The 26,742-nt window shown below is 55.6% G+C and carries 27 protein-coding genes and 1 pseudogene; 16 read left to right on the top strand and 12 right to left on the bottom strand.

Annotation, left to right across the window (positions count from 1 at the left end):
• Positions 1 to 3: 3 nt before the first annotated feature.
• Positions 4 to 1,182: an NAD(P)/FAD-dependent oxidoreductase gene (locus tag ACMGGP_RS21035; protein ID WP_045139965.1), complete on the bottom strand. Its 1,179-nt coding sequence runs from the start codon at positions 1,180 to 1,182 to the stop codon at positions 4 to 6.
• A gap of 92 nt (positions 1,183 to 1,274) precedes the next feature.
• A complete protein-coding gene (zigA, locus tag ACMGGP_RS21040) occupies positions 1,275 to 2,504 on the bottom strand; it encodes a zinc metallochaperone GTPase ZigA (protein ID WP_064690942.1) in 1,230 nt (409 codons plus the stop codon).
• Between the two features lie 119 nt (positions 2,505 to 2,623).
• Between zigA and ACMGGP_RS21045 the strand changes: the two genes are divergently transcribed.
• The gene (locus ACMGGP_RS21045) at positions 2,624 to 2,962 is read left to right on the top strand and encodes an ASCH domain-containing protein (protein WP_187513828.1); all 339 of its coding nucleotides are present in this window, start codon (positions 2,624 to 2,626) and stop codon (positions 2,960 to 2,962) included.
• Here ACMGGP_RS21045 and ACMGGP_RS21050 read toward each other — a convergent pair whose 3' ends face one another.
• Positions 2,963 to 3,511 (bottom strand): helix-turn-helix domain-containing protein, encoded by a 549-nt coding sequence (locus tag ACMGGP_RS21050; RefSeq protein WP_033787216.1) that lies wholly within the window; start codon positions 3,509 to 3,511, stop codon positions 2,963 to 2,965.
• A 111-nt stretch (positions 3,512 to 3,622) separates the two neighbouring features.
• Here ACMGGP_RS21050 and ACMGGP_RS21055 point away from each other — a divergent pair, with 111 nt between their 5' ends.
• From ACMGGP_RS21055 to ACMGGP_RS21070, 4 genes are all read left to right on the top strand, one after another.
• Positions 3,623 to 4,291, top strand: coding sequence for an AzlC family ABC transporter permease (locus ACMGGP_RS21055; protein WP_176442687.1), 669 nt, complete (start codon positions 3,623 to 3,625; stop codon positions 4,289 to 4,291).
• The gene (locus tag ACMGGP_RS21060; protein ID WP_089414698.1) at positions 4,288 to 4,611 is read left to right on the top strand and encodes an AzlD domain-containing protein; all 324 of its coding nucleotides are present in this window, start codon (positions 4,288 to 4,290) and stop codon (positions 4,609 to 4,611) included. The genes ACMGGP_RS21055 and ACMGGP_RS21060 overlap by 4 nt, the downstream gene beginning before the upstream one ends.
• Positions 4,612 to 4,718: 107 nt before the next feature.
• Positions 4,719 to 5,621: an alpha/beta hydrolase gene (locus ACMGGP_RS21065; RefSeq protein WP_236352436.1), complete on the top strand. Its 903-nt coding sequence runs from the start codon at positions 4,719 to 4,721 to the stop codon at positions 5,619 to 5,621.
• A 56-nt stretch (positions 5,622 to 5,677) separates the two neighbouring features.
• Positions 5,678 to 6,370 carry a DJ-1/PfpI family protein gene (locus ACMGGP_RS21070; protein ID WP_187491787.1) on the top strand — a complete coding sequence of 231 codons (693 nt, stop codon included), beginning with the start codon at positions 5,678 to 5,680 and terminating at the stop codon, positions 6,368 to 6,370.
• On the opposite strand, the gene ACMGGP_RS21075 is transcribed toward ACMGGP_RS21070, so the two are convergent.
• The 3 genes from ACMGGP_RS21075 to ACMGGP_RS21085 are packed head-to-tail and all read right to left on the bottom strand — an operon-like array spanning position 6,356 to position 11,464.
• A complete protein-coding gene (locus ACMGGP_RS21075) occupies positions 6,356 to 7,321 on the bottom strand; it encodes an acyltransferase family protein (RefSeq protein WP_498798850.1) in 966 nt (321 codons plus the stop codon). The genes ACMGGP_RS21070 and ACMGGP_RS21075 overlap by 15 nt on opposite strands.
• Positions 7,314 to 10,376, bottom strand: a complete 3,063-nt coding sequence (locus ACMGGP_RS21080) for an efflux RND transporter permease subunit (RefSeq protein WP_498798851.1) — start codon at positions 10,374 to 10,376, stop codon at positions 7,314 to 7,316. The genes ACMGGP_RS21075 and ACMGGP_RS21080 overlap by 8 nt, the downstream gene beginning before the upstream one ends.
• Positions 10,376 to 11,464 (bottom strand): efflux RND transporter periplasmic adaptor subunit, encoded by a 1,089-nt coding sequence (locus ACMGGP_RS21085; RefSeq protein WP_187511182.1) that lies wholly within the window; start codon positions 11,462 to 11,464, stop codon positions 10,376 to 10,378. Before ACMGGP_RS21085 ends, ACMGGP_RS21080 begins: the two co-directional genes overlap by 1 nt.
• Positions 11,465 to 11,978: 514 nt before the next feature.
• Between ACMGGP_RS21085 and ACMGGP_RS21090 the strand changes: the two genes are divergently transcribed.
• Positions 11,979 to 14,708 carry a cation-transporting P-type ATPase gene (locus ACMGGP_RS21090; RefSeq protein ID WP_187511181.1) on the top strand — a complete coding sequence of 910 codons (2,730 nt, stop codon included), beginning with the start codon at positions 11,979 to 11,981 and terminating at the stop codon, positions 14,706 to 14,708.
• Here the strand turns inward: ACMGGP_RS21090 and ACMGGP_RS21095 are convergent.
• The 3 genes from ACMGGP_RS21095 to ACMGGP_RS21105 all read right to left on the bottom strand — a co-directional run bounded on the left by ACMGGP_RS21095 (position 14,697) and on the right by ACMGGP_RS21105 (position 16,810).
• Positions 14,697 to 15,728, bottom strand: coding sequence for an AI-2E family transporter (locus ACMGGP_RS21095; protein ID WP_033760863.1), 1,032 nt, complete (start codon positions 15,726 to 15,728; stop codon positions 14,697 to 14,699). The two genes, ACMGGP_RS21090 and ACMGGP_RS21095, sit on opposite strands and share 12 nt — an antisense overlap.
• A gap of 171 nt (positions 15,729 to 15,899) precedes the next feature.
• Positions 15,900 to 16,370 carry an RES family NAD+ phosphorylase gene (locus ACMGGP_RS21100; RefSeq protein WP_045139959.1) on the bottom strand — a complete coding sequence of 157 codons (471 nt, stop codon included), beginning with the start codon at positions 16,368 to 16,370 and terminating at the stop codon, positions 15,900 to 15,902.
• Positions 16,367 to 16,810, bottom strand: a complete 444-nt coding sequence (locus tag ACMGGP_RS21105) for an Xre family toxin-antitoxin system antitoxin (RefSeq protein WP_033760867.1) — start codon at positions 16,808 to 16,810, stop codon at positions 16,367 to 16,369. The genes ACMGGP_RS21100 and ACMGGP_RS21105 overlap by 4 nt, the downstream gene beginning before the upstream one ends.
• A gap of 153 nt (positions 16,811 to 16,963) precedes the next feature.
• Here ACMGGP_RS21105 and ACMGGP_RS21110 point away from each other — a divergent pair, with 153 nt between their 5' ends.
• Positions 16,964 to 17,212: an aldo/keto reductase gene (locus ACMGGP_RS21110; RefSeq protein WP_498798852.1), complete on the top strand. Its 249-nt coding sequence runs from the start codon at positions 16,964 to 16,966 to the stop codon at positions 17,210 to 17,212.
• Between the two features lie 34 nt (positions 17,213 to 17,246).
• Here the strand turns inward: ACMGGP_RS21110 and ACMGGP_RS21115 are convergent.
• A pseudogene (locus ACMGGP_RS21115) lies at positions 17,247 to 17,480 on the bottom strand (LysR substrate-binding domain-containing protein); the annotation flags it as partial.
• A 370-nt stretch (positions 17,481 to 17,850) separates the two neighbouring features.
• Between ACMGGP_RS21115 and ACMGGP_RS21120 the strand changes: the two are divergent.
• The 7 genes from ACMGGP_RS21120 (at position 17,851) to ACMGGP_RS21150 (ending at position 23,906) form a co-directional block, all read left to right on the top strand.
• The gene (locus tag ACMGGP_RS21120; RefSeq protein WP_498798853.1) at positions 17,851 to 18,453 is read left to right on the top strand and encodes a TetR/AcrR family transcriptional regulator; all 603 of its coding nucleotides are present in this window, start codon (positions 17,851 to 17,853) and stop codon (positions 18,451 to 18,453) included.
• A 50-nt stretch (positions 18,454 to 18,503) separates the two neighbouring features.
• Positions 18,504 to 19,403, top strand: coding sequence for an alpha/beta fold hydrolase (locus ACMGGP_RS21125; RefSeq protein ID WP_498798854.1), 900 nt, complete (start codon positions 18,504 to 18,506; stop codon positions 19,401 to 19,403).
• 241 nt (positions 19,404 to 19,644) lie between these two features.
• Entirely contained in the window at positions 19,645 to 20,832 is a 1,188-nt protein-coding gene (locus ACMGGP_RS21130; RefSeq protein WP_187493042.1) for a M20 metallopeptidase family protein, read from the top strand.
• A 21-nt stretch (positions 20,833 to 20,853) separates the two neighbouring features.
• Positions 20,854 to 21,702 carry an ABC transporter substrate-binding protein gene (locus ACMGGP_RS21135; protein WP_022624593.1) on the top strand — a complete coding sequence of 283 codons (849 nt, stop codon included), beginning with the start codon at positions 20,854 to 20,856 and terminating at the stop codon, positions 21,700 to 21,702.
• Positions 21,703 to 21,708: 6 nt separating this feature from the next.
• The gene (locus ACMGGP_RS21140) at positions 21,709 to 22,434 is read left to right on the top strand and encodes an ABC transporter permease (RefSeq protein ID WP_498798855.1); all 726 of its coding nucleotides are present in this window, start codon (positions 21,709 to 21,711) and stop codon (positions 22,432 to 22,434) included.
• An 18-nt stretch (positions 22,435 to 22,452) separates the two neighbouring features.
• Entirely contained in the window at positions 22,453 to 23,130 is a 678-nt protein-coding gene (locus ACMGGP_RS21145; protein ID WP_194709514.1) for an ABC transporter permease, read from the top strand.
• Positions 23,127 to 23,906, top strand: a complete 780-nt coding sequence (locus tag ACMGGP_RS21150) for an ABC transporter ATP-binding protein (protein ID WP_498798856.1) — start codon at positions 23,127 to 23,129, stop codon at positions 23,904 to 23,906. Before ACMGGP_RS21145 ends, ACMGGP_RS21150 begins: the two co-directional genes overlap by 4 nt.
• 124 nt (positions 23,907 to 24,030) lie before the next feature.
• Here the strand turns inward: ACMGGP_RS21150 and ACMGGP_RS21155 are convergent, their stop codons facing one another.
• On the bottom strand, positions 24,031 to 24,756 hold the full coding sequence (locus tag ACMGGP_RS21155; RefSeq protein WP_158132408.1) for a glutathione S-transferase: 726 nt from the start codon (positions 24,754 to 24,756) through the stop codon (positions 24,031 to 24,033).
• A 136-nt stretch (positions 24,757 to 24,892) separates the two neighbouring features.
• Here ACMGGP_RS21155 and ACMGGP_RS21160 point away from each other — a divergent pair, with 136 nt between their 5' ends.
• Positions 24,893 to 25,462, top strand: a complete 570-nt coding sequence (locus tag ACMGGP_RS21160) for a TetR/AcrR family transcriptional regulator (RefSeq protein ID WP_033787231.1) — start codon at positions 24,893 to 24,895, stop codon at positions 25,460 to 25,462.
• Positions 25,463 to 25,551: 89 nt separating this feature from the next.
• On the opposite strand, the gene ACMGGP_RS21165 is transcribed toward ACMGGP_RS21160, so the two are convergent.
• Positions 25,552 to 26,148: a TetR/AcrR family transcriptional regulator gene (locus tag ACMGGP_RS21165; RefSeq protein ID WP_498798857.1), complete on the bottom strand. Its 597-nt coding sequence runs from the start codon at positions 26,146 to 26,148 to the stop codon at positions 25,552 to 25,554.
• A gap of 141 nt (positions 26,149 to 26,289) precedes the next feature.
• Here ACMGGP_RS21165 and ACMGGP_RS21170 point away from each other — a divergent pair, with 141 nt between their 5' ends.
• Positions 26,290 to 26,715, top strand: coding sequence for a RidA family protein (locus ACMGGP_RS21170; protein WP_010246770.1), 426 nt, complete (start codon positions 26,290 to 26,292; stop codon positions 26,713 to 26,715).
• The last annotated feature ends 27 nt before the right edge of the window (positions 26,716 to 26,742 follow it).

The following is a 26,742-nucleotide window of genomic DNA, read 5'->3' on the forward strand; positions in this document are numbered from 1 at the left end:
TGTTTACTGTGCCGATGGAAGATAAGCGGGCGCTGTTTTAGCGACCGCACTGAGCGGACGCAGCAACCGATGCGGTGCAAACGCACTCAGCATTGGTGAGCCTGTGCCGCTCAGCATCTCCTCAGCCACCAGTCTGCCCAGCAATGGGGCAAGTGTCATGCCGCTATGGCTGATCATCAGATAAACGCGTGCTGACTCGCTGATGTAGCCTAATGCCGGCAAGCCATCTGCCGGACGCGACCGCTGTCCTGTTTCAATCCGCTCAATTCTCGCGCCTTCCGTGTTTTTAAACAGCCGCCGCAATCGACGCAGCATCTCTTTGCCAATCAGTCCATCCGGCGAGACCGGCCGCGCCGGATCGGCATGCTGATCCAGATCCAGCGCCTGCAGCATCAGACGGCCACCGCCATCCGGCCGCACATTCAGTTCCGGGGTAATCAGATTGCATTTAAGTGGGATCGGCAAAGGCTGGGTCTGCGCCAGAAAACTGCAGGCAACAGGATCGGCTCGATTCGCATCGGTCATCGCCAGTTCAAGCCCGCACTGACTTATCAGTTCCGGTGCCCAGCGGCCGGTCGCCAGTACCAGCTGATCGCCGCGCCATTCATCACCACTGGCCAGCGTAAGATGGACATCCTGCGCCGATTCAGTGAGCGTCGTCACTTCATTGTTGCAGACCAGCTGCCCGCCACTGGTACGCAGGTCTGCCAGCAGAGAGGCGATAAACAGGCTCGGATAAAGCAGACACTCCGACGGGAAAGACCAGGCGTGCTGAACGCGGGGATCAAGCCGCAACTCGGGCATTGCACCCAGAAGTGCGGCGCGGCTACGTTTCTCTACGGGGTAATCGAGCGTCGTAAGCTTTGCTGCGCGCTGCGCCAGCTGGCGCAGGGATGATTCATCGGCCGCCCACTCCAGCGTGCCGGTTTCCAGCAGCCATCGGGGTGATGCAGGATGGCTTGCCTGCCAGCGCTTGTGCTCGTCTATCGCATGGGCATTAAGATCATGGTAGCTGGTGGGTTCTTTGCCGTTGGCATTGACCCAGGCATAGCTGATCTGACTGGTTCCGCTGCCAGGATAGTTTTTATCGAAGACGGTGACCTGTGCGCCCCGTCGCGACAATGACTGCGCGACGGCTAAACCCAGCACGCCTGCACCGATTACGGCAATACGTTGTGGCATATCTGGTCTCTCCTGAACAGGGATTAGTGGAAAACTGCTACCCGCCGGTTCGTTTACTATTGCGAAGTCAAAGAAGTACGTCAACCGCAGCGTCAGGCGGTGGTTTCATCGAACCATGCGGGCACCGGATCGGCCAGGGTGATCCAGTGTTCAGGCCCCGCAGCCATCTCCTGTGGTGTCAGCAGCGCATGATCCAGCGCGGCACGGACGCTCTTCTCGTCCATCTCAATGCCGATAAAGACCAGTTCCTGGCGCGCATCGCCGGTACCTTCCTGCCACTGTTCAGCGATAAAGTTGAGCGAATCTGCATCCTGTGGCCATTCAGTCCGCGGCACGCTGACCCACCAGCGCCCGGCATAACCCTGACGTGCCACCGCGCCCGCCTGCGACCACATTGCGGCATATTCCGGCCGACTGGCCAACCAGAAGTAGCCTTTAGAGCGGATAACGCCGTCAAGCTGGTGGTTTACTGCATGCCAGAAACGCTGCGGATGGAACGGACGACGGGCGCGATAGACAAAGTTACGAATGCCATACTCCTCCGATTCCGGCTGATGCTCACCGCGCAGGGTCTGCAGCCAGCCGGGTGCCTGCGCTGCCCGGTCAAAATCAAACCGGCCGGTATTCAGCAGGCAGTCCAGCGGAACCTGCCCAAACTCACTGTTCACAATAAGCGCGTGCGGGTTAAGCGCCTGCAGCATGCCCTTCAACTGGTGCAGCTGCGCCGGGCTGAGCAGGTCCGTTTTGTTCAGCACCAGCAAATCACAAAACTCAATCTGATCCACCAGCAGATCAACCACTGAGCGCTCATCCTGCGCGCCCAGCGATTCGCCACGTGACTGCAGATCATCGGCTGAACGATAATCGCGCAGGAAGTTAAAGCCATCGACTACGGTGATCATACTGTCCAGCCGGGCATAGGCTGACAGACTTTCACCCGCTTCATCTTCAAACGTAAAGGTTTCGGCAACCGGCAGCGGTTCAGAAATGCCGGTAGACTCAATCACCAGGTGATCGAAACGCCCGGCCTGAGCCAGACGTTTTACCTCCAGCAGCAGATCTTCACGCAACGTGCAGCAGATGCAGCCGTTACTCATTTCGACCAGCTTTTCATCGGTGCGGGAGAGCTGCGCGCCGCCATCGCGCACCAGCGCAGCGTCAATATTAATTTCAGACATATCATTGACGATCACCGCGATCCGCCGTCCTTCGCGATTGTTCAGAATATGATTAAGCAGGGTAGTTTTACCGGCACCGAGAAAGCCGGAGAGAACGGCAACCGGCAGACGAGGATCGTCGGATGTCAGAGCAGAGAGTGTCATGATGTTACCTGTAAGAACGGGATTATAGATACGTTATAACATAACATTAGTGAGTTTGTTTTCAATCCTGATTTGTGTTTTTGTTGTGGGTACCAATGAGCGTTTAAAAGGGAGTGGAAATGCAACAACTCACGCTTGTCCCGCGTCTGATGCCAGCCGTCAGGTCCGGAGAGAAAACCTCGACGATTCGCTGGCATGAGGGCGATATCATCATGGGTCCGCTGAGACTGGTGAATCAGCACGATGAAACGGACGCGGTAATCGTGTGGGTGAAGCAGGTCGACACGCTGCGCTTAAGCGAAGTCGCCGCGACGCTGGGGAAACAGGAGGAATGGCCTGATGAGGTGCTGCTGGAAGGGATGCGCGAGCACTATCCTGAGATCAGGCTGAGCAGTGAGGTGCAGCTAATCACTCACCTCACGCCCGCAGAAACCCTGCAGAAGCTCACTAAACAGTGATCAGCTGTGCTCAATCACCAGCAGCGCCATCGTATCGGCTTCCAGCGCCCGAAAGATATGCAGCTCATCGCCCGGATAGGTAATGTAATCACCCACATTCAGCTCCACCGCACTGTCGACCGGACCCACCAGCGCACGCCCTTTAGCGATAATAATATGCTCAATGGTATTGGGGATATGGGGCTGTGAAATGCGTTCGCTGCCGGGCTGAACTTCCAGCAGATAGATATCACGCCGAACGCCGGGCGGGCAGGAGGCCAGCAAAACGGCCTGATAATCGGCAAGATCGGCGGTAACCGTCAGGCCCTCTCCACGCCGAATCACCTGCAGACGACGCGCATCCGGCTCCAGCAGACGTGAAAATGGAATGTTCAGCGTTACGCAAAGCGACCACAGGGTTTCAATGCCCGGATTGCCATTACCCGCTTCCAGCTGTGACAGCGTAGATTTGGCGATCCCTGCTCTGCGCGCCACTTCAGCCAGTGAAAGACCGGCTCGCTGACGTTCACGTACTAAGGCATTGGCAATAATGCTGATAGGGGTATTCAAACGCACTCCTGATAACCTGAATGTTTTTTATATCGAACATAACGTTCATCTTGTAAAACGCTTTCGCGGTGTTCATTATATCGGATTATATGTTCATTATGAGACAGAGTGATGCTTTTTCCGCAAATGCAGTTGCTGGACAAAGGGGTGATCAAAGCGATTTTTCTGGTCTGCCTGGCTGATGGAATTGTTGGTTTATCCTATGGCTCGCTGGCGTCGGCCGACGGGTTTCCGCTCTGGGTGCCGCTGGCGCTCTCAACGCTGGTGCTGGCGGGGGCGTCGGAGTTCCTGTTTATCGGCATTGTGGCCGGTGGCGGCAGTCCATTTACCGCCGCCGCAGCGGGCCTGCTGGTAAACGCACGTCATTTGCCGTTTGGCATCGCGGTCAAGGATCTGGTGGGGCAGGGTCCGTCAGGCTGGCTGGGCTGTCACATCATGAACGATGAAAGTGTGGTGTTTGGGATTTCTCAGCCGCAACTGGCGCAGCGCCGCAGTGCTTACTGGCTGTGCGGTATCGGTATCGGCTTGATATGGCCGGTCAGCGTCATGATCGGGGCAGCAATCGGGCAGTTTATTCCTGATGTCTCGGTGATCGGACTGGATGCGGTGTTTCCGGCGATCCTGATCGCCCTGATCTTCCCGGCACTGCGCCAGCGACGCACCCGGCTCCCTGCGACCGTCGGCGCGCTGCTCTCCTTGCTGGCGACGCCACTGGTTCCGGCGGGCATGCCGGTGCTGTTTTCACTGCTGGGCCTGCTGACATGGAGATCGCGCAAATGACACATCAGGGAATGATTATCGCCGGGATTGCCCTGCTGGCTGTCGGAACCTATCTGATGCGGTTTGCAGGCGTCAGGCTGGGAAACCGTCTGCCGATCAGCGAGCGCACCCAGCAGATGCTCTCCGATGCCGCCACGATATTGCTGCTGGCGGTAGCGGCCACCACCACGCTGTTTGAAGGCCAGCATTTTGCCGGTGTGGCACGGGTGGCGGGTGTAGGCTTTGCCCTGTTGCTGGCGTGGCGTCGGGCGCCGCTGATTATGATTATTCTGGGGGCGGCGGCAATGACGGCGCTGTTGCGTTTTCTCGGCGTGCCCTGAGGATGTCATTAACCCCGGCAAAAGCGGGGATGTTATCGCGGTGAAAATTTGTCAGGATGGCACTCTCTCAGGCGTGATTAGCCCGATAACCTTGCAGGGATTGCTGAATGAACACTATCCGTACCTGTTTCCTCCTGATGCTGCTGACCGTGATGACAGCCGGTTTAACCGCCGTTCCGGCCATTGCCCGACCCGATATGCGTCCGCTGGGCAAGAACATCGCCGACACAGGTTCCGCCTGGTATCGCTTCCAGAGTAAAAAGTTTGTCTCACAGGATGGGGAACGGCACTATCGGGTGTGGCTTGCTATCCCCAAAAGCGATGCGCCGCCAGGCGGCTATCCGGTGCTCTGGCTACTGGATGGCAATGCGGCGATGGCACATTTGACAGAACCTCTGCTTAAAAAGCTGAGCAGCGGCACGCCGCCAGTGCTGGTCGCGGTAGGTTACGACACCCATTTGCCCTTTGATGTGGTGGCGCGTAATTACGACTACACCCCACCCAATGATGCGCCTGATACTCTGGTCACTCAGCCTCATGGCCGCAAAGGCGGAGGCAGCCATCAGTTTCGTCAGCTGCTGCTGAACACAATTGTCCCGTGGGCAGAACGCATTGCGCCCAGTAATCCGCAGCGGCGTGCGCTCTGGGGTCACTCCTACGGCGGACTGTTCGTGCTGGATACCTTCTTTCATGCCGCCTGGTTCAGCCATTACTTTTCGGCTGCTCCCTCGCTGAGCTGGAATCATCAGCGCATTCTTACCCTGGCCCGACGCGCCGACGCCGGACCGCTTAAACATCTGTCGCTCTATCTGATGGAGGGCGATGGCATCACCGAACGCCGAACCGGCCACTCTGACGATCTTCAGCAGGAAGAGCGTGCACTTACCGACATCCTGCGCCCGAGCGGTGCCAGACTGATTCTGACGCGTTATCCCGGTCAGAGTCACGGCCAGATATTACCCTCATCGCTGGTGGATACGCTGGAAATAGTTTCCGGTAGCCGGGATTGATATCTGACCGGGCATCGCGGCATGATGGCGTTTCATCACCTGCCCGGAGTTCACGCATGAATCGTCCGCTACAGATTGGTCTTTTGCTGTTCCCTGATGTCACTCAGCTCGACTTAACCGGCCCGTGGGAGGTGTTTGCGCGCACGCCTGGTGTCGAATGCCATCTCATCTGGAAAGATCGCCAGCCGGTGCGTTCCGATCGCGGCCTGTCGATATTGCCGACCACTACGTTTGCAGATTGTCCGCCACTGGATGTGATCTGTGTGCCTGGCGGGCCGGGACAGATCGCCCTGATGTCGGATGACGTCACGCTGAATTTCCTTCGTCAGCAGGCCGAACAGGCGAAGTGGGTTACGTCGGTCTGTACCGGTTCGCTGGTGCTGGGGGCCGCCGGACTGCTAAAGGGATATCGTGCGACCTCGCACTGGAGTTCCATCGATCAGCTGGCACTGCTGGGCGCGGAGCCGGTCAGTGAGCGGGTGGTGCGCGACCGCAATCGTATCAGCGGCGCAGGCGTGACCTCTGGTATCGATTTTGCCCTGACGCTGGTGGCAGAAATTGCGGGTGACGCGGTGGCGAAATCGGTTCAGCTGCAGATGGAATATGATCCTGAACCGCCGTTTACCAGCGGTTCGCCGCATACCGCATCGCCACAGGAAGTGGAGCAGGCGCGGGCGAAAATGGCTGAGTTTCTTGCCACTCGTCGTGCGGCAACCGAACGAGCCGCCCTGCGACTACAGGCTGATTAGCTTACTGACGCCGGGGATGCGCAACAGCAGCAGTGACAGCGCCATTGAGAAGATTAACGTCAGGGCGATGACCAGCAGTTTATCGCCCAGCGTCTGGATGCGGATTGCCGCCGCCAGCAGGCCAAAAATCAGATAGTGCAGGATATAGACGCCGGTCATGGTCTTCCCCAGGGTCGTCAGAAACGGCGTCAGCCACTGGACTTTTTCCGGCAGGCGAATGGCGTTAATGCTGATCACAATCAGCACCACCAGCAGATAAACCTGCGAGCCCGTCAGCACCACATCGTTATGGGTCGCCAGAAAACGCGCAAGAAAGTAATGACGCTCATACAGCCAGGTAAAGAGATAAACCGCGGGCAGCAGCAGCAGGCTGATCTTTATCACTCTGGGTGATGTCAGCAACTGCATCACGCGCGGCGCGGCCATCAGCCGACCTGTGAGGTAGTAGAGCACCCAGGTCCAGATTCGGTATTGCGGCAGCAGCGATAAGGCCCGCTGGCCCGGGTAGAGGCTGGCGAGCAGGTCATAGGCAAAAGCTAACACCAGCAGCAGTAAAATCCCCGATGCCATCAGCCCAAGCCGCTGAATGAGTCGGTCAATCAGCGGATGCGACACATAAATCACAATCAGCGCAATTACAAACCACGGCTGAATCAGATAGCCCTTATGATGCATCCCGGCAAACCAGAAAAAGCTGAACCAGAAGATAAAAATCAGCAGAATGCGGCGAATTTTGCCGAGCTGCCACGCGGGCGTATGCAGCTCACCGGCGTCGATATAGCCGCTGAGCAGAAAATAGAGCGGCGTGGCGATCGTCGAAACAAAACTCAGCACGTTCAGCGTCAGATTAATGTCGTAATGGTAGCTATCGTAGCTCTGGTAAAGCGTGAAAAACGAGACGGCGGTGATACAGGCCAGCGTCTTCAGCATTGCCAGTCCGCTCTTATTCACCGTGCGCCTCCCGGCCATGGAAGCAACGATAGATGACCGGCAGCACCAGCAGGGTCAATACTGTCGCGAACCCGAGGCCAAAAATAATGACCACCGCCATGCTCTGGAAAAAGACGTCGCGCAGCAGCGGCAGCAGGCCCAGCACCGTGGTGAAGGCGGTCAGCAGAATAGGACGCAGACGTGAGGTCGCCGCATCAATAATCGCCAGCTGCAGCGATTTCTCCTGCCGGAACAGCCTGATCTCCTCAATCAGCACGATCCCGTTACGGATCAGCATGCCCGACAGGCTCAGCAGCCCAATCAGCGCCATAAAGCCAAACGGAATACCGGTGAACAAAAAGCCACAGGTGACGCCAATCAGCGCCAGCGGCGCGGTGATCCAGATAGCGACGGCGTCGCGCAGCGAGTTAAACATCAGCACGGTAATGATGAACATCGCCAGGAATCCCACCGGCAGCGAACTCAGCAGCCCGCTCTGCGCTTCACGTGAACTCTCCAGCTCACCTCCCCATTCAAGCCGGTAGCCCGCCGGGAGTTTAAGCTGGTCGATCTGTGGCTGAACCCGCGCCACCACCTGTGCGGAGGTTAACCCTGAAGCGGGATCGGGATCGGTCTGCACCGTCAGCACGCGCGTACGATCGCGGCGCATAATCAGCGGATTCTCCCACTCCAGCCGGAAGTCGGAAATCACATTGCTCAGTGGCACAAAGTGCTGCAGGGCGGCACTCCACAGCTGAATATTCTCGATGTGATCGACACTCTGCCGCTCTTCATCAGCCGGATAGAGCATCACCGGCATCAGCCGCGAACCGTCACGGAAAATGCCCACCGCGTCACCGCTGAAATTCATTCTCAGCGCCTGATCGATGTCACGTTTATCGATACCCAGTTCCTGACCACGCAGCGCCGAATAGACCGGGCGGATCACTTTGCTGCGCTCCTGCCAGTCATTGCGCACCGGAAACGTTGAGCCATCCGCCAGGAAAATGGCATCCAGCTGGCTGCCGATGTGGCGCAGCACTTCGGGATCGGGGCCGATCACCCGCAGGGCAATGGCGCTGTCACTGGCGCTGCCAAACTGGATACGTTTGATGCGCTGATTCACCTGTGGGAAGTTCTGCTCAATATAGGCCTCGGTTTTCAGCGCCAGCGCATCAAGCTGTCGGCCATCCTTAACCCGCACCATAATCTGGGCGAAGTTGCTGTACTGCCGTGCCGCGTCATAGGTCAGGGTAAAGCGCAGAGCGCCCTGGCCCACCGTCGTGACCGTGGCTGCGACCTCAGGATCCTGATTAATGAACCGGGCAATATCCGCCGCCGTATTCGCGGTGTAATGAATATCGGTGCCATAGGGCAGCCAGAGATCGGTGAAAAAGACTGGCGTGCTGGAGGAAGGGAAAAAGTTCTGCTTCACCATGGTAAAGCCATACAGCGACAGAGCCAGCAGTGCCACCATTACCGTCAGCGTGGTCAGGCGGAAACGCAGCAGGCCGCCCAGCGCCTGACGATAGAGCCGGAATACGATGCCCTGATAAGGCGTGGAGGGTTCAGTTTGCTCAGGCTGAGCCGTGCTGCGGCGCTTCTCACTCCAGTTGATAAATACCGGCGTTAAGGTCAGCGCCGTGACCCAGCTCAGCATCAGTGAAATCAGCAGCACCTGGAACAGTGATTTACAATATTCGCCGGTCGAATCCTGCGACAGGCCAATCGGTGCAAAGGCGAGAATTGCAATCACCGTGGCACCCAGCAGCGGCAGGGCAGTGCGCCGCACCATGCGGGCAATGGCCTGCTGTAAAGGGTGCCCGCGCTGATGATCGATTTTGACCCCTTCGACCACCACAATGGCATTATCCACCAGCATGCTGAGCGAAATAATCAGCGCGCCCAGCGACACCCGCTGCAGCTCAAGTTTAAACAGGTACATGATCAGGAGTGTGCCAAGCACGTTAAGCGCCAGCGAGGCGGCAATCACCATGCCGCTGCGCAGGCCCATAAATAGCAGCAGCGTTCCCACCACAATCGCCAGCGCCATCAGGAAATTGAGGATAAAGCCATCAACCGACTGTTTCACCTCATGGGCCTGGTTATAGAACACCTTCAGGCTGATACCGGCGGGCGTATCCTGCTGATAATGCGCCATTCGGGCGGAAAGCGCGTCGCCAACATCAATCACATTGACGCTAGGCGCGAACGAAATGCCGATAGCCAGAGCCGCTTCACCGTCTGCGAAGTAGATATTGGCGGGATTGTCGGTAACGCCACGCGTCAGGGTGGCGATATCGCGCAGATGCACGTTCTGTGGGTTGCCAGCGGGCAGAATCGGCAGATTAGCCAGATCGTCCAGCGTCTGCAGTTCGCCGGTGGGATGAAAACGGATCGATTCGCTGTCGACCCGCAGCGTTCCGGCACTGGCAACGCTGTTATTCCGGCTCAGCAGATCGGCCACGCGCTGCGGCGTCATACCATAGGCGGTCATTTTGCTGGCGGAGAGAGCGATGCGGATCTCCTCCTGCTCGACGCCCGCTACTGCAACTTTAGCCACACCCGGCACCAGCACCAGATCGCGCCGCAGCTGATCGGCGTAGTTGCGCAGTTCGCTGTTGGTAAAGTCTTTACCGTGAATGACGAAGAAGTAGCCGTAAACATCGCCGAAATCATCGTTAACCAGCGGGGCCTGAACGCCAGGCGGGAACTGCCGGGCCGCATCGCCGACCCGACGACGTAACTCATCCCAGATTTGCGGCAGCTGATCGGCCAGATAGCGGGTATGAATATTAACGGTAATCTGCGACAGGCCATTGCCAGAAATGGACGTGACATTGTCCAGCGACGGCAGGCGCTGCAGCGCATTCTCCAGCGGCAGCGTTACCTCCTCTTCAACCTGCTGTGCGGACGCGCCGGGATAGTGGGTGACAATTACTGCCGACTTAATGGTAAACAGCGGATCTTCGAGGCGGCCAATGTTGAGCAGCGCATAGATTCCGCCCACGCCCAGCAACAGAATGACCATCCAGATGCGAATGGGTTTATCAAGAAAATGCTCCTGAATACGCATTATAACCCCCGCTCGCGCTGCCAGATGCGCACCGCTTCACCGTCACGCAACTCACCCACACCGGCGGCAACGATACGGTCGCCCGGCTTCAGCCCGCTGATGATTTCAATGCCCTGGGCGGTGAGACGACCCACTTCGACAGGTCGATCTTTGATGCGCAGCGCCTCGCCATCCTGCTCAACCAGCCAGACGTGCGGCTGATTGGTGGGGCTGCGATCGGGATTGAACACCGCCGCCGCAGGCACGACCAGACGCGGCTGGACAGGGGCATTTGGCAGGTTATGCAGCCTGACGCGAACCGATCCGCTGAGGCCGGCAACGCCAGGGAGATCAGCCGGACGCGGCATGGTCAGCACCACCTGATAGGTCAGCGTGGCGGCATCCGTCTGGCTGGTATGCTCTTTGTATTGTGCGGTGAAAAAGCGGCCTGGCAGGGCGTTAAACTGCACCTCAGGCTGATAGTCAATATTCTGGATATCGAGGCTGGTGAAGAGGGTTTCGGGCAGCGTAAAGATGACGTCGAGCAGATCGGCACGGGTCAGCAGCGCAATGGGCTGTCCGGCGGCCACGACCTGATGATTACGCGCCTGTACCCTTGCAATCACGCCATCAAACGGCGCGCGAAGGCTAAGAAACCGTAACTCCTCCTGTGCGATTTTCAGCGCAGTCGCGGCGGCATCGCGATTAGCACGCTGCACATCCATTTCAGACTTTGAAACGGCGCTGCGCTGGGCCAGCGTATTGAAGCGCTGAAATTGTCGCTCCGCCAGTTGCAGTGCAGTCTGGCGGTCGCGTACCCGTAGTTTCGCATCTGCATCATTCAGGGTAGCGAGAAGCTGTCCCGCTTTCACGGGCGTTCCGTCACGAATATTAAGCTGTACCAGCTGGCCTGCCCGTTTAAACGCAAGATCGGTATTATCACCCGCCTGAATACGCGCAGGAAATACCCGGATATTTTGAGCGATGTCCGATTCAAGGGTGAAAGTTTTAATTACGCGGGGCGGGGGAGCATCCGGTTCTTTTTTTTCATCGCACGCTGTCATAAAAAAACAACAGAGCAAAATGAGGATAACCTTGCGTTTAATCATTTTCTTCGCCTTAACATCAGCTTTTAAACTGCGGTTTGATAAGCATTAAGGCGTAATAAACCCTGATGCTTATCGCGACCGGGATAAACTTATTTTTAATCTTCGTCATATAAGTTTAACGAAGCGGCAGAGCCGCTTCGCCTGAATCGGCTTACGCCGCCATCTGAGAGACCACCAGCCAGGTCAGTAAGCCCACCAGAGTCGTTGCGGCGACCGCGAGAATAACGAAACCGCAAAGCATGATAATGCTCTGTTTTTTCATCAGAGTTTCCTTTTGCGAGCCAGAGTATAAACCGATGCACACTGCATCAGCATACTTAAACCTTAGCTAAACAAAAACAACGTTGTCATTCTCATAATATAGGTTAGATTTAATTTAGCCATTTTATGTTATTCGTCAGACGTTTCTTACGTAAATATGATATCGGTCATTACCTGCAGGAGGGGCTGCCTGCAAAATGCATGTCTTTTAATTGCGCCTTTATTTCATCGCTAAATGGCACGAGGTTTATATATGCTAAATAATGATAAGCAGGATAAAGCGTTTGCTTTATCTGAGCGCCCCTGGTATCAGCGTAGTGTGGCAGAGATATTCTCCGAACTGCAGAGCTCATCAGCAGGATTATCCACCGCCACTGCGCAGGAACGCCTGCAGAAACACGGTCCCAATGCCCTTCCGCAAAAAGCTGAGAAATCGGCTCTGCTCAAATTCATCGCGCATTTTAAAGATGTGCTGATCTATATTCTGCTGGCCGCGGCGGTGATCACCGCGATCATGGGTCACTGGGTCGATACCTTTGTCATTATCGGCGTGGCCGTCATTAACGCCCTGATCGGCTTTATTCAGGAGAATAATGCCGAGAAGTCACTGAAAAGTATTCAGAACATGCTTGCCAGTGAAGCGATGTTGGTACGGGATGGCAAACAGGTCACGGTCGCGACGCGCGATATTGTGGTCGGTGACGTGGTGATGTTACGCCCCGGCGATAAAATCCCGGCTGATCTGCGACTGTTTGAGGTCAATAATCTGCGGGTTGAAGAGGCGATTCTCACCGGAGAGTCGACGGTGGTGTCGAAGAACACCGATACGCTGAGCGGTGAAAAATCGCTGGGCGACCGTCTGAATCTGGCTTTTTCAGGCACTACCGTCAGTTCCGGCACCGCCGCAGGCGTGGTGATCGCCAGCGGCGGTGATACTGAGCTGGGCCATATCAACGAAATGATCAGCGGCATAAAAGAGGTTAAAACCCCGCTGCTGGTGCAGATCGACAAACTCGGTAAAGCGATCTTTTTCATCATCCTGCTGATGATGGTCGCCCTGTTTATCTTCGGCTATCTGCTGCGTGACATTCCACTGGGCGAGTTGTCGCTGTCCGTCATCAGCCTGGCGGTTGCTGCGGTTCCGGAAGGTCTGCCTGCCATTATCTCTATCATCCTGTCGCTGGGTGTGCAGTCGATGGCACGCACCCAGGCGATTATCCGTAAGCTGCCGACTGTTGAAACCCTGGGCGCGATGTCGGTGATCTGCTCCGATAAAACCGGCACGCTCACCATGAATGAGATGACGGTGAAAGCGGTGGTGCTGGCGAAGAGCCGCTGGCGCGTCAGCGGAAACAGCTATGAACCCAAAGGGGAGATTGTTGCTGAGCAGGGCGACGCAAGTGGACTCTCTGCGGCACAGGATCCGCTGTTTCAGCAGTTCCTGCATGCGGTAGACACCTGTAATGAAAGCCAGCTGCGTCAGGAAAGTCAGGGACACTGGACGATTGTTGGCGGCCCAACTGAAGGCGCGCTGAAGGTGCTGGCGGCGAAGGGCCAGACGACACCTCAGCCGGTTGAGGTGGTGAGCAAGCTGCCGTTCGATTCCCTCTATAAATATATGTCGGTCAGCTGTGTTGCCAACGGCGAATCTTATGTGCTGCTGACCGGTGCGCCAGACGTGCTGCTGACGCTATGTCAACAGCAGCAAACGCCGGAGGGTGCAGAGCCGATAGACCGTGCGTACTGGGATGCCGCCATCACCACCTACGCCAGCGAAGGGCTGCGCACCGTTGCCGCCGCCTGGAAGAGAACCTCTGCACCCGTTACCGCGCTGGATCATGCCGATCTGAAAAGTGACATGGTGCTGCTGGGTCTGGCCTGTATGATGGATCCCCCACGTCCCGAGGCGATTGCCGCCATTGACGAGTGCCAGAAAGCGGGCATTCGCGTCAAAATGATCACCGGCGACCATCAGGAAACCGCTATGGCGATTGGTCAGATGCTGGGAATCGGCAACAGCCAGGCTGCTATCACTGGCTACCAGCTTGAACACATGAGTGACGCCGAACTGGCGGACGCGGCAAAAACCTATGACATTTTTGCCCGCACCAGCCCGGAACACAAACTGCGTCTGGTGAAAGCGCTGGAAGCGAGCGGCGAGATCGTCGGCATGACCGGCGACGGCGTCAATGATGCTCCGGCGCTGAAACAGGCCAACGTCGGTATTGCGATGGGTATTAAAGGCACCGAGGTGACAAAAGAGGCGGCCGATATGATTCTGGCCGACGATAACTTTGCCACCATCGCTGCGGCAGTCAAAGAGGGACGTCGGGTTTACGACAACCTCAAGAAAACCATCCTGTTTATTATGCCCACCAACCTGGCGCAGGGTCTGCTGATTATTATCGCGATTCTGATGGGCAATCTGCTGCCGTTAACCCCGGTACAGATTCTGTGGATGAACATGGCAACATCCGCCACGCTGTCGTTTGGTCTGGCGTTCGAGCCTGCTGAAGCGAATGCGATGCGCCGGCCGCCGCGCAATGTCAAAGCGCACGTGATGGACGCTTACGCCATCTGGCGCGTGGTGTTTGTCGGTCTGCTAATTTCAATCAGTGCCTTTGTGCTGGAAGCCTGGCTGCAACCGCGTGGCTACAGTGCCGAGTTTATCCGTACCGTGCTGCTGCAGATGCTGGTGACTGCGCAGTGGGCCTACATGCTTAACTGCCGTAACTCGGATGGCTTCTCACTGGATCGCGGTCTGCTAAAAAATCGCGGTATCTGGCTGGTGACGCTGGTACTGATTGTCCTTCAGGCGATCATTATTTATGTGCCATTAATGAACACGCTGTTTGGTACCCGTCCACTGCCGATCAACTACTGGCTGATTTCGCTGATTGTCAGTATCGCGATCTTCATCATAGTTGAGATTGAAAAACGCCTCACCCGCGCATGGCAGGTGAAGACGCCATCACTGAGTTAATTCTGTCTCCGGGTCCTGCTGCGGATAGCTCGCCAGCAGGACCTTTTTAATCAGATAGGTCAGTGGAATAGCCAGTATCCCGCCCGTAATCCCCAGTAACGCCTGCCAGAACAGAAACGCCAGCAGCTGCGTGGTCAGCGCCAGATTGAGTCGCTTCCCAATCAGCAATGGTTCGATCACCGAACTCAGACAGAGGTTCAGCACCACAAAGAATCCAGCTACCGCCAGCGCGATCTGTAAATCAAACATGATGTAACTCTGGATCACCGGCGGAATCGCGGCCAGAAAGGAGCCAAGCACCGGCACGTAATTAAAGATGAACATCAGCACGCCCCAGAAAAAGGCAAACTTCAGCCCGATCAGATGCGCACCGACGCCCACGATTAACCCGCCCAGAATACTGGTCAGCGTTTTCACTCTGGCATACACAATCACGCTCTGAATTCCCTCCTGCAGCGCCAGATAAAAGGCCTGATGTTTTCCCTTTACCCGCTGTTGCAGTGCAGCTTTCAGCAGCGGCATCTCATAGAGCATAAACAGCAGCATCAGGAACACCATGATCCACCATGAGATGACGCCAGGGATTTGCGTCAGAAATGCAGTGACAATGCGCACTATCGCCCCAGCATCCACAAAGGTCAGCAACTGGTCGGGCGTCATACCGATATCAAGCCGGGCAAAGGCCAGCGTCAGCTGTTCAAGCCGTGCCGCCAGCAGCACGGGCGCCTGACGGCTGAGCTGCATTAAATCGGGCGTCAGCACGGTTAACTTGAGGATAGTGACCACCATGATCAACAGCATCAGCATAATCACCAGAAGTGACGAGACGATGCGCGGTATGCGGTTGTTTTCCAGCCGGGTAATCAGGGGATCAAGCATGATGGCCAGTAACATCGCCAGCAGAACCTGATTGATCAGCGGTGCTGCCAGATAAAGGCCGGTCAGAATAATGGTCAGACAGGCGAGGATAAACAGCACGCGTGCCAGTGGCGGCCAGAGGGTGAACCAGCTCAGTCCCATGATTGGGCTCCTTCAGCAAAGATAAGCTGCAGTATAGATGAGGCTTAAGCTTCAGTGCCTTGCGTCAGGTCAGAGGGAGAAAGGCTTGTCTCAGGGCTTAAGAGACGATCATCGGTGGCTCCTGACCCTTGTTCAACGCACGAATGCGCGACCAAAAGCTATCCGGATAGTTTATTTACGATCCGGTTTCAGCCGACGATCAAACCGGAACGGAATGGCCTCAGCCTGTTGAACTATCCGGAAGAACTCGGGATGTTCAGGATTCAACAGGTAGTTATATTCTACAGGGGAGAGGGCACTGGGAACACGCAACGCAACCGCATCGCAGGCAGAGCACCAGGCGTCTCCATAGTCAGCCAGTTCTGCCGGTGCGTCTTCATCGGCCCAGTTTGCAGGCAACTCAGTGATATCAGCGGTCTGAATCAGCACATCGGGAACATCGATGCGCAGAAGTGTGAAAGCATCCAGGATGTGTGCTGAGTGCAGATGGACCAGTGTTTCCAGCAAAGTCAGCGATGCTGTTTCAGAAACATAAACCATGGAGATGCCGATGCTGTTCCAGCGGCCGCCCGCCTCTTTTGCGCCAAATCCCGTCCAGGCTGTCGAAAGATACTTTGTCTTGGTCAGCCTGTAGAGAATCAAGAGTAAACTCCGTGCTCCAGGCGCGTGATTAATTTCATGACCTCGTAAGCCCCGGTTTCAGACGCCATCAGTTCTGCGGGCATTTTCCAGCTCAGCGCCCTGTTAGGCTCATTCAACCATTTTTGCGCTTCATCCTTATCACCTTCGAACAGTTCAACTGCGCGATCAATGACACGGATAATACGTACCAGTCGTTCACTTTGTTCAGCGCTGAATTTCGCTTTCACGCTTCGGCTGAACGTCGTGGAGGGAATACCGGACATTTTGCGCAGGTCGTTTTGCGTAATCTTCGCCCAGTTGACGATCAGGTGAGCTACGTTGCCATCAAGGCCTTCATTAATCTGGCCCAGCAGGGCGACACCATCAGCGTTGTTCAGGCCTGCGGCCTGCCATAAGCGTGGCGGCCTGGTTTTGTTCGCAGAAAAGCTGAATGTTTTCATCTGTCACCTCCAATTGGTCATTTAACTATAACCATTTGGTGGGAGGGGCGCAAATTTCAGGATCTGATAAATCAGGAAAGCCGGTCACTCTGAACCTTTCAGGGTCATGTGTCAGATCAAGTCGCGACTCACACATATTCATAAGTTTCATTAATGGGTGAACTGGCTGCCGGAAAAGGGGTTACGTCTGCACAAATAGCACTGGCATGGTTGCTGGCACAAAAATCGTGGATTGTTCCCATCCCCGGCACTACTAAACTGCACCGGCTGGATGAAAACCTGGGTGCTGCCGACATCACGCTTTCACAGGACGACGTGCGGCAGATAGAAGAGGCGCTTGAAACGATAGAAATCGTCGGCGAGCGTTACTCCCCTGAGCATCAGGCTCGTGTGGGCCGTTAAGATTCAGGCGGGTCTGCATCGAATTGCAGACCCGCTATTCCGGGTGCTGTTTACGGCTCGGATAACAGAGATAATAACCGGGAAATGCAGGGCACCAATCCTGCAGAATCTGAATTAGCTTTCCGGATTTTACATGCTCCCTGATCGTATCTTCAGGAACACAGGCAATACCAAAACCCGATAATACGGCATCGATTCTTTCTGACAGAAAATTAAACGTGACCTGTCCTTCAACTCTGACACGTAACGATTTTCCTTCCTTCACGAACTTCCAATGATAAAAGTTTTAATTTCGGCCATACGAGAGTTTGAGCTGCATGCTCCCCTGCGGATAAACGGATATTGCCAGAGAGCGTTCCATTGAGTTGAACCTGAAATTCATGCTCCTGCTCAAGATCGGCAATACGTGGCTCAGATAGGCCTGATTACATAACGCGAGATTAAAACGGCGTGCCTGACGTGCCGAACATGTCTGGGCCTATGCCTTTCACGCGCCGTCGAAACGGTGTTTTATCTGAGAAGGTCATGGTGAGGGGCGAGTTCCATTTCCAGGCGAGCCCCAGGCATAAGAAAGCCTTTATCTGGCGGACAAATCAGTCTATCTTTAAGGAAATGATCATTCTCTAATGGTGTTTGTGATGAACGATAACCGTTATAAAGAGCGGGGACGACCGCGGGCGTTTGATACCGATGCGGCACTGGACAGCGCAATGCTGGTATTCCGGCAAAAGGGCTATCACGCCACTTCGATCGGCGATTTGGGCCAGGCTATGCAGCTCACTACCGGCAGCATCTATAAAGCTTTTACCGACAAGCGCACGCTGTTTGCAAACGTCTTTGCTCGCTATCTCTCAATGCGCAACAGCAGTTTAGCCGCGCGGCTGGCGCAATGTGAAAATGGCCGTGAGCAACTGGCGGCGCTACTCAATTTTTATGTGGATTCAGTGCGCGATGTCGAAGGTGAGCGCGGCTGTCTGGTGGCTGTCAGCGCCGTGGAGCTGCAAACTCTGGATGAGGAACTTGCCGGAGCCGTCAGCGCGGCGCTGATACGCAACCAGCAGAATCTGCAGCAGATAATCAGCCTGGGTCAGCAGGATGGTTCGGTCAATCCTGCACTGGACAGAGACGCCACCGCTTCGCTAATGCTTTGCATTGTTCTGGGGATGCGGGTCGCCGGTAAAGTTGCTGCGACCCGGCCCGATGCCAGCATCATCCCCCTGGCGCTGAAGTTACTCGACTAAATTTTTTACTCATTAAGGAAGTGATCGTTTCCTTATTGTCCGGAGGTTTTATGCACGTATATCCACTCTACCAGCACCATTTTATTAACATTGACTCGCAGCGGCTACACTACCTCAGCGCAGGCAGTGAACACGCTGAGGCTGTGGTTTTGCTCGCGGGTTTCCCGCAAAGCAGTTATGCCTCGCGGGAGGTTATTCCCTTGCTTGCCAGCCGCTTTCATGTGATCGCACCCGACCTGCCAGGGCAGGGTGATTCTGACTTTCCAGCCAGTGGTTACGACACTGACAGCGTGGCAGAGCGCATACTGGCGCTGCTGAACCAGCTGGGTATCAAACGCTTTCATCTGGCCGGGCATGATATCGGGGCGTGGGTCGCCTGGTCACTGGCGGCAGGCCATCCCGAAAAGGTTAGCCGTCTCGCGCTGCTGGATGGCGGTATTCCCGGTATCACGCTGCCTGACTTAATGCCAATGGTGGGTGATAGCGCCTGGAAAACCTGGCATTTTGGATTTCACTGTGTGGATGATTTACCGGAAGCGCTGATCACTGGCAGAGAGGCGATCTACCTCGACTGGTTTTTTAACCGTAAGTCAGCCAATCCACATCGCATAGATGCGGCGGCCCGTCATGAATATTTGCGCGTTTTTCAGCAGCCCGGGGCCCTGCGGGCCGGACTGGCTTTTTACCGCGCTTTCGCACAGTCGGCAGAGCAGAATCGACAGCGCGCGTTAAAAGGCAAACTGGCTTTACCGCTGCTGGCTGTCAGTGCCGACCAGGGATCGATACCCGATATGGCCACCCCGCTGCGCACCGTAGCGCATCAGGTAAGCAGTGAAACTGTTCTCAACTGCGGTCATTTTATTCCCGACGAACAACCCGAGAAATTAGCGGAAATACTGGCAGACTTCTTTATTCCCTCTCCGGATAAAAGCGAAGTATCACCTCAGTGACAGTAGTGAAAGTAATGTCGTGTGGCGGATTATTAATATTATTGCTGATCCGCTGTTATCTCATACAGGTTTCCAATAAATAACACTATCTTATTGATTTTTAAGTATGTAGAGCAGGCTGTTGCGCGTTGCTTTCTGTCGCGTGCTGTGAATAAATAAACGGTCATCAACGTCCGTCATCAGGATGAGATTAAAATAGCGGTCGGCAGCAGAGTGCCGATCGCATATTGCCGGGGCTGCTATGAATCAGGAAAAAGCACGACTGGCCGGGGAAATAAAAGCCAGAGTTAATGAACTTGAATCGCAGTTAGTGGCGATTCGACGTGATATCCATGCGCATCCGGAATTAGGCTTTGATACGCTGCGCACCGCCAGTCTGGTCACAGAGTATTTGCAGGCGCTGGGACTTAATCCCCGCACCGGCGTTGGCCGCAGCGGTGTTGTGGTGGACATCGACGGTGCAGAGCCGGGTAAGACCCTGCTGTTGCGCGCCGACATGGACGCGTTGCCGATCCATGAGCAGACCGGTTTACCGTTTGCCAGCCGCTATCCCGGAAAAATGCACGCCTGTGGGCATGATATTCACACCGCAACGATGCTGGGTGTCGCAACGATCCTGCCGCACTATCGTCAGCAGCTCAAAGGCCGGGTCCGGCTGATATTCCAGCCCGCGGAAGAGACGCCAGAAAGTGGCGCTGAGGCGATGATTGCGGACGGCGCGGCAGATGGCATCGACTGGGCCGTGACCCTGCATAACAAGCCTGAACTGGCTGCGGGGGAAGTCGCCCTGACGCGCGGGGCCAGCACTGCCTCCAGCGATGAATTCGACGTTACGGTGCATGGCGTATCGACCCACGCGGCACGTCCTCACATGGGCACCGATCCTATCATCGCGACCGTGCATCTCATCAGCCAGCTACAGACCCTCATCTCGCGTGAACGCGATCCCGCTCACTCCGCCGTATTAACCATCGGGCACATTCAGGGTGGTACCACCCACAATATCATTCCCGATAGCTGCCTGTTTCAGGGCACCATCCGTACTAAGTCGCCGGAAGTACGCACTGCTATGGAAACCTCGTTTAAACGGATGTGCGAAGGGGTGGCGCTGGCGCAAAACGTACGGGTGGAGGTTAACTTCCAGCGTGGCGTGCCGCCTCTGATGAATGACGATCGCCTGATCGATTCACTGGAACAGATTCTGTCGCATCAGTTTGATAAGCCTATCATCGCGCAGCCCAGCGCCAGCTTTGGAGCCGAAGATTTTTCACTGTTCACGGAACGGGTACCGGGCTGCCAGATTCATATTGGATCGGCCACGCCGGGCCGTGACGATCACCTGCATAACTCCGACTATCAGCCGGACGAACGCAGCATTACCGCCGGGACGCAGGCGCTGACCCGCCTTGCAATTGATTTACTCTCTTAATAATAAATAAATGAGGTTTATATGATGATGCGTAACCGCCTGTTCACGGCTTCTCTGACCGTGGCACTGCTCGCCACTTCCGCGTTCAGCCAGGCGAAAGATTTCGGCACCCTGAAGTTTGCGACTGAAGCGGCTTATCCTCCTTTCAACCAGACCACACCGAGTGGCAAAATCGTCGGCTATGAGCCGGATATGGTGGCGGAGCTGGCTAAACGTGCTGGCTTTAAATATGAAATCATCGCCCAGAAATGGTCGGGCATGATCCCAGGTCTTATCGACGGTAAATATGATGCGGTGATCGATGCGGTGACCGTAACGCCAAAACGTGCTGAAGCGATCGATTTTACCCATCAGTACACCGTCAGCGTCTCCAGCTTTGTGACTGCGAAAAAAAGCCCGCTGGCCACGCTGCCAGGCAGCGGCACGATTGTGACGGCGGATGATGACGCCGGCATGAAAAAAGCGATCGACGATCTGAAAACCACCTTCAAAGGGAAAACCATCGCGGTGCAGGTCGCCACCATTCAGGCGGATTTCCTGCAGAAATACCTGGGCGACGTTGCCACTATCCGCACCTATCAGGCGGGTCCTGAAACCTTCGCCGACCTGATGAATGGCCGGGTGGATGCCGTCATGGCGTCTCGTACCAACCTCAACGCCTTTGTGAAAAAACATGCTGAGGCGATCAGCAGCAGCGGCTATGGCTTCTCCGGTGGCGTGCTGGGCGCAGGCTCGGCGATTGGTCTGCGTAAAGGCAACAGTGAGCTGCAGCAGGTGCTGAATCAGGCGCTGGACTCCATGATCAAAGATGGGACGCTGAGCAAACTGTCGATCAAATGGTTTGGCGAAGATGTCGCGCCGAAAGCGTAACCGCTGATGCTGATGAATATTGACTGGCAGATACTGGGCTTCGGGGATGAGGGCTGGGGTGGCGTGCTGCTTAACGCCGCCGCCGTCACCGTCAGCGTGTCACTCTGCGCCTGGCTACTGGGTGCGTTGCTGGGCAGCGTGCTCTGCTGGATGCAGATTGCCGGTTCACGCTGGCAGCAGCGACTGGCGGCAGGCTACATCACTCTGTTTCGCGGCGTGCCGGAACTGCTGGTGATCTACCTCTTCTACTTCGGTGGACGACAGGTGGTCTCCACCGTGGGCACCGCGCTGGGCTTCCAGGGACCGTTTGATGTGAACGGTTTTGTGGCGGGCGCGATTGCCATCGGGCTGATCTCCGGAGCCTATCAGAGCGGGGTATTCCGTGGCGCCTTCTACGCCATTCCCGGCGGAACGCTGGAGGCGGCGACCGTGACCGGCATGGGACGGCTGATGATGTTTCGCCGCATTATCGTGCCGCAGGCGTTACGCACTGCGCTGCCCGGCATGGGCAACCAGTGGCAATCGGTGATCAAAGAGTCGGCGCTGGTCTCGGTAACCGGACTGATGGAAACGATGAACCAGGTCTCCACCGCAGCCAACTCCACCCAGATGTCCTTTTTCTTCTACAGCGTGGGTGCGGTGATCTACCTGATTATCACCACCTGTTCCGATATGGTTTTCCGCTACGTGGAAAAGTTTGCGATGCGCGGTCAACAGCGCGTGAAGGGGTAAGGAGTCCACGTGGATATCATGTTTTTACAGCAGACGCTGCTGGCGCTGCTGAAAGGATTGCCGCTGACCATCAACCTGGCGCTGCTCTCACTCTTTGGCGGCGGCGTGCTGGCGCTGCTGCTTAACCTGCTGCGCATGACGCGTGTCGGCAGCGTTTTCTGTCGCTTCTACGTCTGGCTATTTCGCGGTACGCCACTGCTGATCCAGATCTTTATGGTCTATTACGGCCTGGGCAGTTTACCGGCGGTGCGGGAAAGCTTGTTCTGGCCGCTGCTGCGCGATCCCTACTGGTGCGGCTTACTGGCGCTGATTCTCAATGATGCCGCCTATACCTCGGAGATCCTGCGCGGCGGGCTGCGTGCCGTCAGTCAGCAGTCGCTGGAGGCCGCTAAAGTCTCAGGCATGTCGTCGTATAAAATCTTTACCCGCATCACCTTACCGATTGCGATTCGACAGGCATTGCCGGCCTACAGCAATGAGATCATCTCGATGATCAAAGCAACGTCGCTGGTCAGCACTATCAGCCTGATGGAGATGACCGGCATTGCCGACTCGATAGTCTCTTCCACTTTCCGGGCGCTGGAGGTGTTCCTGAGCGCGGCGGTGATCTACCTGATACTTACCATGCTGGTCAGCAAAGGCGTATCGATGCTGGAACGACGCTTATCACCTTACTATTTTGGAGCACGCTCATGACCGCACCTACCATCATGCTGAGTCATCTCAGAAAGAGTTATGCGGGACACGAAGTGCTGCACGACATCAGCCTGACCGCGCAGGATGGCGATGTGATATCGCTGATTGGAGCCAGTGGGTCGGGGAAAAGTACGCTGCTACGCTGCATTCCGTTTCTTGAAGTGCCGCAGGCAGGCGAAATTGCGGTAGGCGAGGTGAACGTCACGCTGGATAACGCCGACGAAAAACTGAGCCGCGAGCAGCGCCGTCGCATCAAGCTGATGCGAATGCAGCTCGGCTTTGTATTTCAGAGCTTCAACCTGTGGCCGCATAAAACGGTGATGCAGAACATCATTGAAGCGCCGGTTCATGTGCAGAAGCGCAGCCATAAAGAGGCGATTGAAGAAGCAGAAGCGCTGCTCCATAAAGTGGGACTCTATGCAAAACGCGATGCCTGGCCGTCGCAGCTTTCCGGCGGACAGCAGCAGCGTGTGGCGATTGCACGGGCGCTGGCGCAGCAGCCGAAAGCAATACTGTTCGATGAGCCAACTTCCGCGCTGGATCCGGAGCTGGTGGGCGAAGTATTGCGGGTGATCCGCAGTCTGGCGGAAGAGGGACGTACCATGATTATCGTCACCCATGAAATGGGCTTTGCGCGCGACGTGTCGAACAAAGCGGTGTTTCTGCACCAGGGAATGATTGAGGAGTCAGGTTCACCGGAACAGGTGTTTTTCGATCCGATCTCGCCACGCTGCCGCGCCTTTGTGAACAGCCACTTTGAGCGTAATGCAGGCTGAAGCGGCGTTCTGATAAGGCTGACGCGCGGAAATTTCATGTTTTGAGATCACAAAACCCCGGAAGATTTTCCGGGGTTTTTTTAATAGCCGCCAGACCACGTTATCCAGAACGATCAGCGCGATCTTACGCCCGGTCCTGAGACGATGCAGCAGCAGCAGGGCGGCCCGCTTCAACCATTGCCTGCCATTGCTGATAGCTGGGGCGGCTCTGGATTTTTGCATACCACGCTTTCAGGGCGCGACACTCGTCAGGAACAGCAAGATTCACCAAAGCCGCGAAAATCATTCCGCCGGTTACGGCGATATCCGCCATCGAAAATGTATTGCCCGCGACATAAGGTTGTGAGCGTAAAACGCCGTCAAAGTAGTGCATCCCTCTGATGGCCTTTTCACGCATCTTCGCACCCCATTCCGGATTCTGAAAGAGCTCCACCTCCGGCCCCAGTCCTGCTGTGGCATGATGGAAATAGACGCTGACCGCATCAAGAAATTCGATCTCAGCCCGTTTGGTCATCATATGGATAACGCCTTTTTCTGCCGGCGTGACGCCAGTCAGAACCGGATTCTCATCCAGCACATCGAGATATTGCGTAATGGCGGTGCATTCAGCGATCAGCGTTCCGTCATTCAGCGCTAGAACCGGCAGTGTTCCTGAATAATTGATCGCTAAAAATTCAGGTTTTTTATGCTCACCTTTCCACAGGTTGACCGGAATAAATTCGACCTCAGAAAGTAATCCCTTTTCCGCCAGGGCAATCCTGACCCGTGCAGGATAAGGGCCATCATACCAGTCATAAATCTTCATCGCGGGGAGTGACGGAACTGCAGATGCATTGTGGATATCAGTCATGATTGAGTTACCTACCTGTCAATTGGTAGGTGGATTGTGATGCCGAACTTTTCTCCTGTCAATCCCTGTCTACCAGTTGGCAGGTAAATATTTTCCCCTTATAATGCGTCTCCACCTCCTGAAGGAAAACTGAGTTATGAGCCTGAACGCGCGTGAAGCCATTCTGGCCGCAGCAAAAAGTGCTGCCCAGAATCATGGCTATAACGGGATTAATTTTCGCAGCATCGCTGACGAGGTAGGCATCAAGAATGCCAGTATCTATTATCACTTCGCCAGTAAGGCCAATCTGGGAGCCGCGGTTGCCAACCGATACTGGCAGGATACGGCTGAGGATTTAAAGACTATACGCGAGCAAAGTGCCTCACCGGATGAAGCGTTGCAGCGCTATCCGCAGATTTTCCGCAAGTCGCTTGAAGATGCCAACCGGCTCTGTCTCTCCAGCTTTATGGCGGCGGAATATGAAGATCTGCCCGAGGAAGTGAAGCGTGAGGTTCAGTGTTTTGTCGATGCGAACGTCGAGTGGCTGACAGAGGTCCTTTGCGAAAAGTCGCCCGATAACGCGGAGAAAAATGCGCAGCGTGCGCTGGCAATTTACACCGCAGTTGCTGGCGCGCAGTTAATAGCCCGCACGCGCCAGGATATAACCATTTTTGATAACCTGATTGCGACCTATCAGGAGAGCGGCCTGATTCCGCTGTCACACTGAATTAAAACGACACCGCGCCTGAAAGAGATGCAGGCGTCAGCACTCAGAGCTTCAGGGCTATCAGTGAAAGCAGCAGTGAGCATTCAGGGTTAAATCGCACTATGGCGCAAGCCGCCTGCCAGTTTTGTGAACACGTCGATCATCTTTGGCAGCGCCTTTTCCGGCTCGCTGCTGGAAGCGACCCACAGTGCGGCATTCAGCGCCGCGCTGTTCAGCAGATGAGCGGCGGCATCGGCGTCGACCGGCTTCATTATCCCGCTGTCGATAAGACGGGTAATCGTTTCACGCGTGGCTTCCAGGCAGCTGTTCTGGCTGGGCCATTGGGAAGGATCTCCCAGAAAAGCCGGGCCATCGCGCAGCACAATGCGTTGCACTTCGGCATCCATTGCCATGCGGATGTAGGCGATGCCTTCAGCCACCAGCTTTTCCCACGCATCGCTCACCCCAGACGCTGCCGCTTTAGCCTGCTGGGCCATTTCGCCATCAACCTGTGCGACGACCGCCGCAAGCAGCCCCTTTTTATCACCAAAATTGTGGTAGAGCGCCCCGCGTGTCAGACCTACGCTGGCCGTCAGTTCATCCATTGACGCAGCGGCAAAGCCTTTTTCGGCAAAGGCTTTGCGTGCTGCTGCAATCAGTTTTGCCCGGTTCTCTTCCATTGTTTCAGCGCGACGTTTAACGGCCATACACTCTCCTTTCACATACGCGAGGTATATTAATTGACATACTCGGCGTATGTGTGATTAATGTGACATACGCCGCGTATATTAAATCAAACTCGTGTGCGCTGCATCCTGCAATCCGCTAAAGGCTATTGAGGAAATTCTATGATCACCCGCGAACCCATTTTTCCTGCTAATCGTCACGCTCTCTATGAGCAACATGGTTATTCAGCGGCTATCCGCTCAGGTGATCTGCTGTTTGTCTCTGGTCAGGTGGGCAGCCGTGCCGACGGCACGCCGGAGCCCGATTTTGCTGCTCAGGTAGAACGGGCATTTGAAAATCTGGCAGCCACGCTCGCTGCGGCAGGGTGTACCTTTGACGATCTGATCGATGTCACCACGTTTCACACCGATCCGGAGCAACAGTTCGAAACCATCATGCAGATAAAGCAGCGCGTTTTTCCGCAGCCTCCTTATCCTAACTGGACAGCGGTGGGTGTGACGTGGCTGGCGGGATTTGATTTTGAAATTAAGGTGATTGCGCGCATTCCCGATCAACGGGACCAACGGAGCCTGTCACAGAGTGCATAAAGCATGAGTGGCAATCTGCCTGGCCTG

The sequence above is a fragment of the Curtobacterium sp. BNK-1 genome (genome assembly GCF_048685235.1).
Classification (GTDB): Bacteria; Pseudomonadota; Gammaproteobacteria; order Enterobacterales; family Enterobacteriaceae; genus Pantoea; species Pantoea agglomerans.

Coding starts and splice junctions, on each gene's coding strand:
- ACMGGP_RS21035 (WP_045139965.1), bottom strand. CDS start 1,182: ATGCCACAACGTATTGCCGTAATCGGTGCAGGCGTGCTGGGTTTAGCC.
- zigA (WP_064690942.1), bottom strand. CDS start 2,504: ATGACACTCTCTGCTCTGACATCCGACGATCCTCGTCTGCCGGTTGCC.
- ACMGGP_RS21045 (WP_187513828.1), top strand. CDS start 2,624: ATGCAACAACTCACGCTTGTCCCGCGTCTGATGCCAGCCGTCAGGTCC.
- ACMGGP_RS21055 (WP_176442687.1), top strand. CDS start 3,623: ATGCTTTTTCCGCAAATGCAGTTGCTGGACAAAGGGGTGATCAAAGCG.
- ACMGGP_RS21060 (WP_089414698.1), top strand. CDS start 4,288: ATGACACATCAGGGAATGATTATCGCCGGGATTGCCCTGCTGGCTGTC.
- ACMGGP_RS21065 (WP_236352436.1), top strand. CDS start 4,719: ATGAACACTATCCGTACCTGTTTCCTCCTGATGCTGCTGACCGTGATG.
- ACMGGP_RS21070 (WP_187491787.1), top strand. CDS start 5,678: ATGAATCGTCCGCTACAGATTGGTCTTTTGCTGTTCCCTGATGTCACT.
- ACMGGP_RS21080 (WP_498798851.1), bottom strand. CDS start 10,376: ATGCGTATTCAGGAGCATTTTCTTGATAAACCCATTCGCATCTGGATG.
- ACMGGP_RS21085 (WP_187511182.1), bottom strand. CDS start 11,464: ATGATTAAACGCAAGGTTATCCTCATTTTGCTCTGTTGTTTTTTTATG.
- ACMGGP_RS21090 (WP_187511181.1), top strand. CDS start 11,979: ATGCTAAATAATGATAAGCAGGATAAAGCGTTTGCTTTATCTGAGCGC.
- ACMGGP_RS21095 (WP_033760863.1), bottom strand. CDS start 15,728: ATGGGACTGAGCTGGTTCACCCTCTGGCCGCCACTGGCACGCGTGCTG.
- ACMGGP_RS21105 (WP_033760867.1), bottom strand. CDS start 16,810: ATGAAAACATTCAGCTTTTCTGCGAACAAAACCAGGCCGCCACGCTTA.
- ACMGGP_RS21110 (WP_498798852.1), top strand. CDS start 16,964: ATGGGTGAACTGGCTGCCGGAAAAGGGGTTACGTCTGCACAAATAGCA.
- ACMGGP_RS21120 (WP_498798853.1), top strand. CDS start 17,851: ATGAACGATAACCGTTATAAAGAGCGGGGACGACCGCGGGCGTTTGAT.
- ACMGGP_RS21125 (WP_498798854.1), top strand. CDS start 18,504: ATGCACGTATATCCACTCTACCAGCACCATTTTATTAACATTGACTCG.
- ACMGGP_RS21130 (WP_187493042.1), top strand. CDS start 19,645: ATGAATCAGGAAAAAGCACGACTGGCCGGGGAAATAAAAGCCAGAGTT.
- ACMGGP_RS21135 (WP_022624593.1), top strand. CDS start 20,854: ATGATGATGCGTAACCGCCTGTTCACGGCTTCTCTGACCGTGGCACTG.
- ACMGGP_RS21140 (WP_498798855.1), top strand. CDS start 21,709: ATGCTGATGAATATTGACTGGCAGATACTGGGCTTCGGGGATGAGGGC.
- ACMGGP_RS21145 (WP_194709514.1), top strand. CDS start 22,453: ATGTTTTTACAGCAGACGCTGCTGGCGCTGCTGAAAGGATTGCCGCTG.
- ACMGGP_RS21150 (WP_498798856.1), top strand. CDS start 23,127: ATGACCGCACCTACCATCATGCTGAGTCATCTCAGAAAGAGTTATGCG.
- ACMGGP_RS21155 (WP_158132408.1), bottom strand. CDS start 24,756: ATGACTGATATCCACAATGCATCTGCAGTTCCGTCACTCCCCGCGATG.
- ACMGGP_RS21160 (WP_033787231.1), top strand. CDS start 24,893: ATGAGCCTGAACGCGCGTGAAGCCATTCTGGCCGCAGCAAAAAGTGCT.
- ACMGGP_RS21165 (WP_498798857.1), bottom strand. CDS start 26,148: ATGGCCGTTAAACGTCGCGCTGAAACAATGGAAGAGAACCGGGCAAAA.
- ACMGGP_RS21170 (WP_010246770.1), top strand. CDS start 26,290: ATGATCACCCGCGAACCCATTTTTCCTGCTAATCGTCACGCTCTCTAT.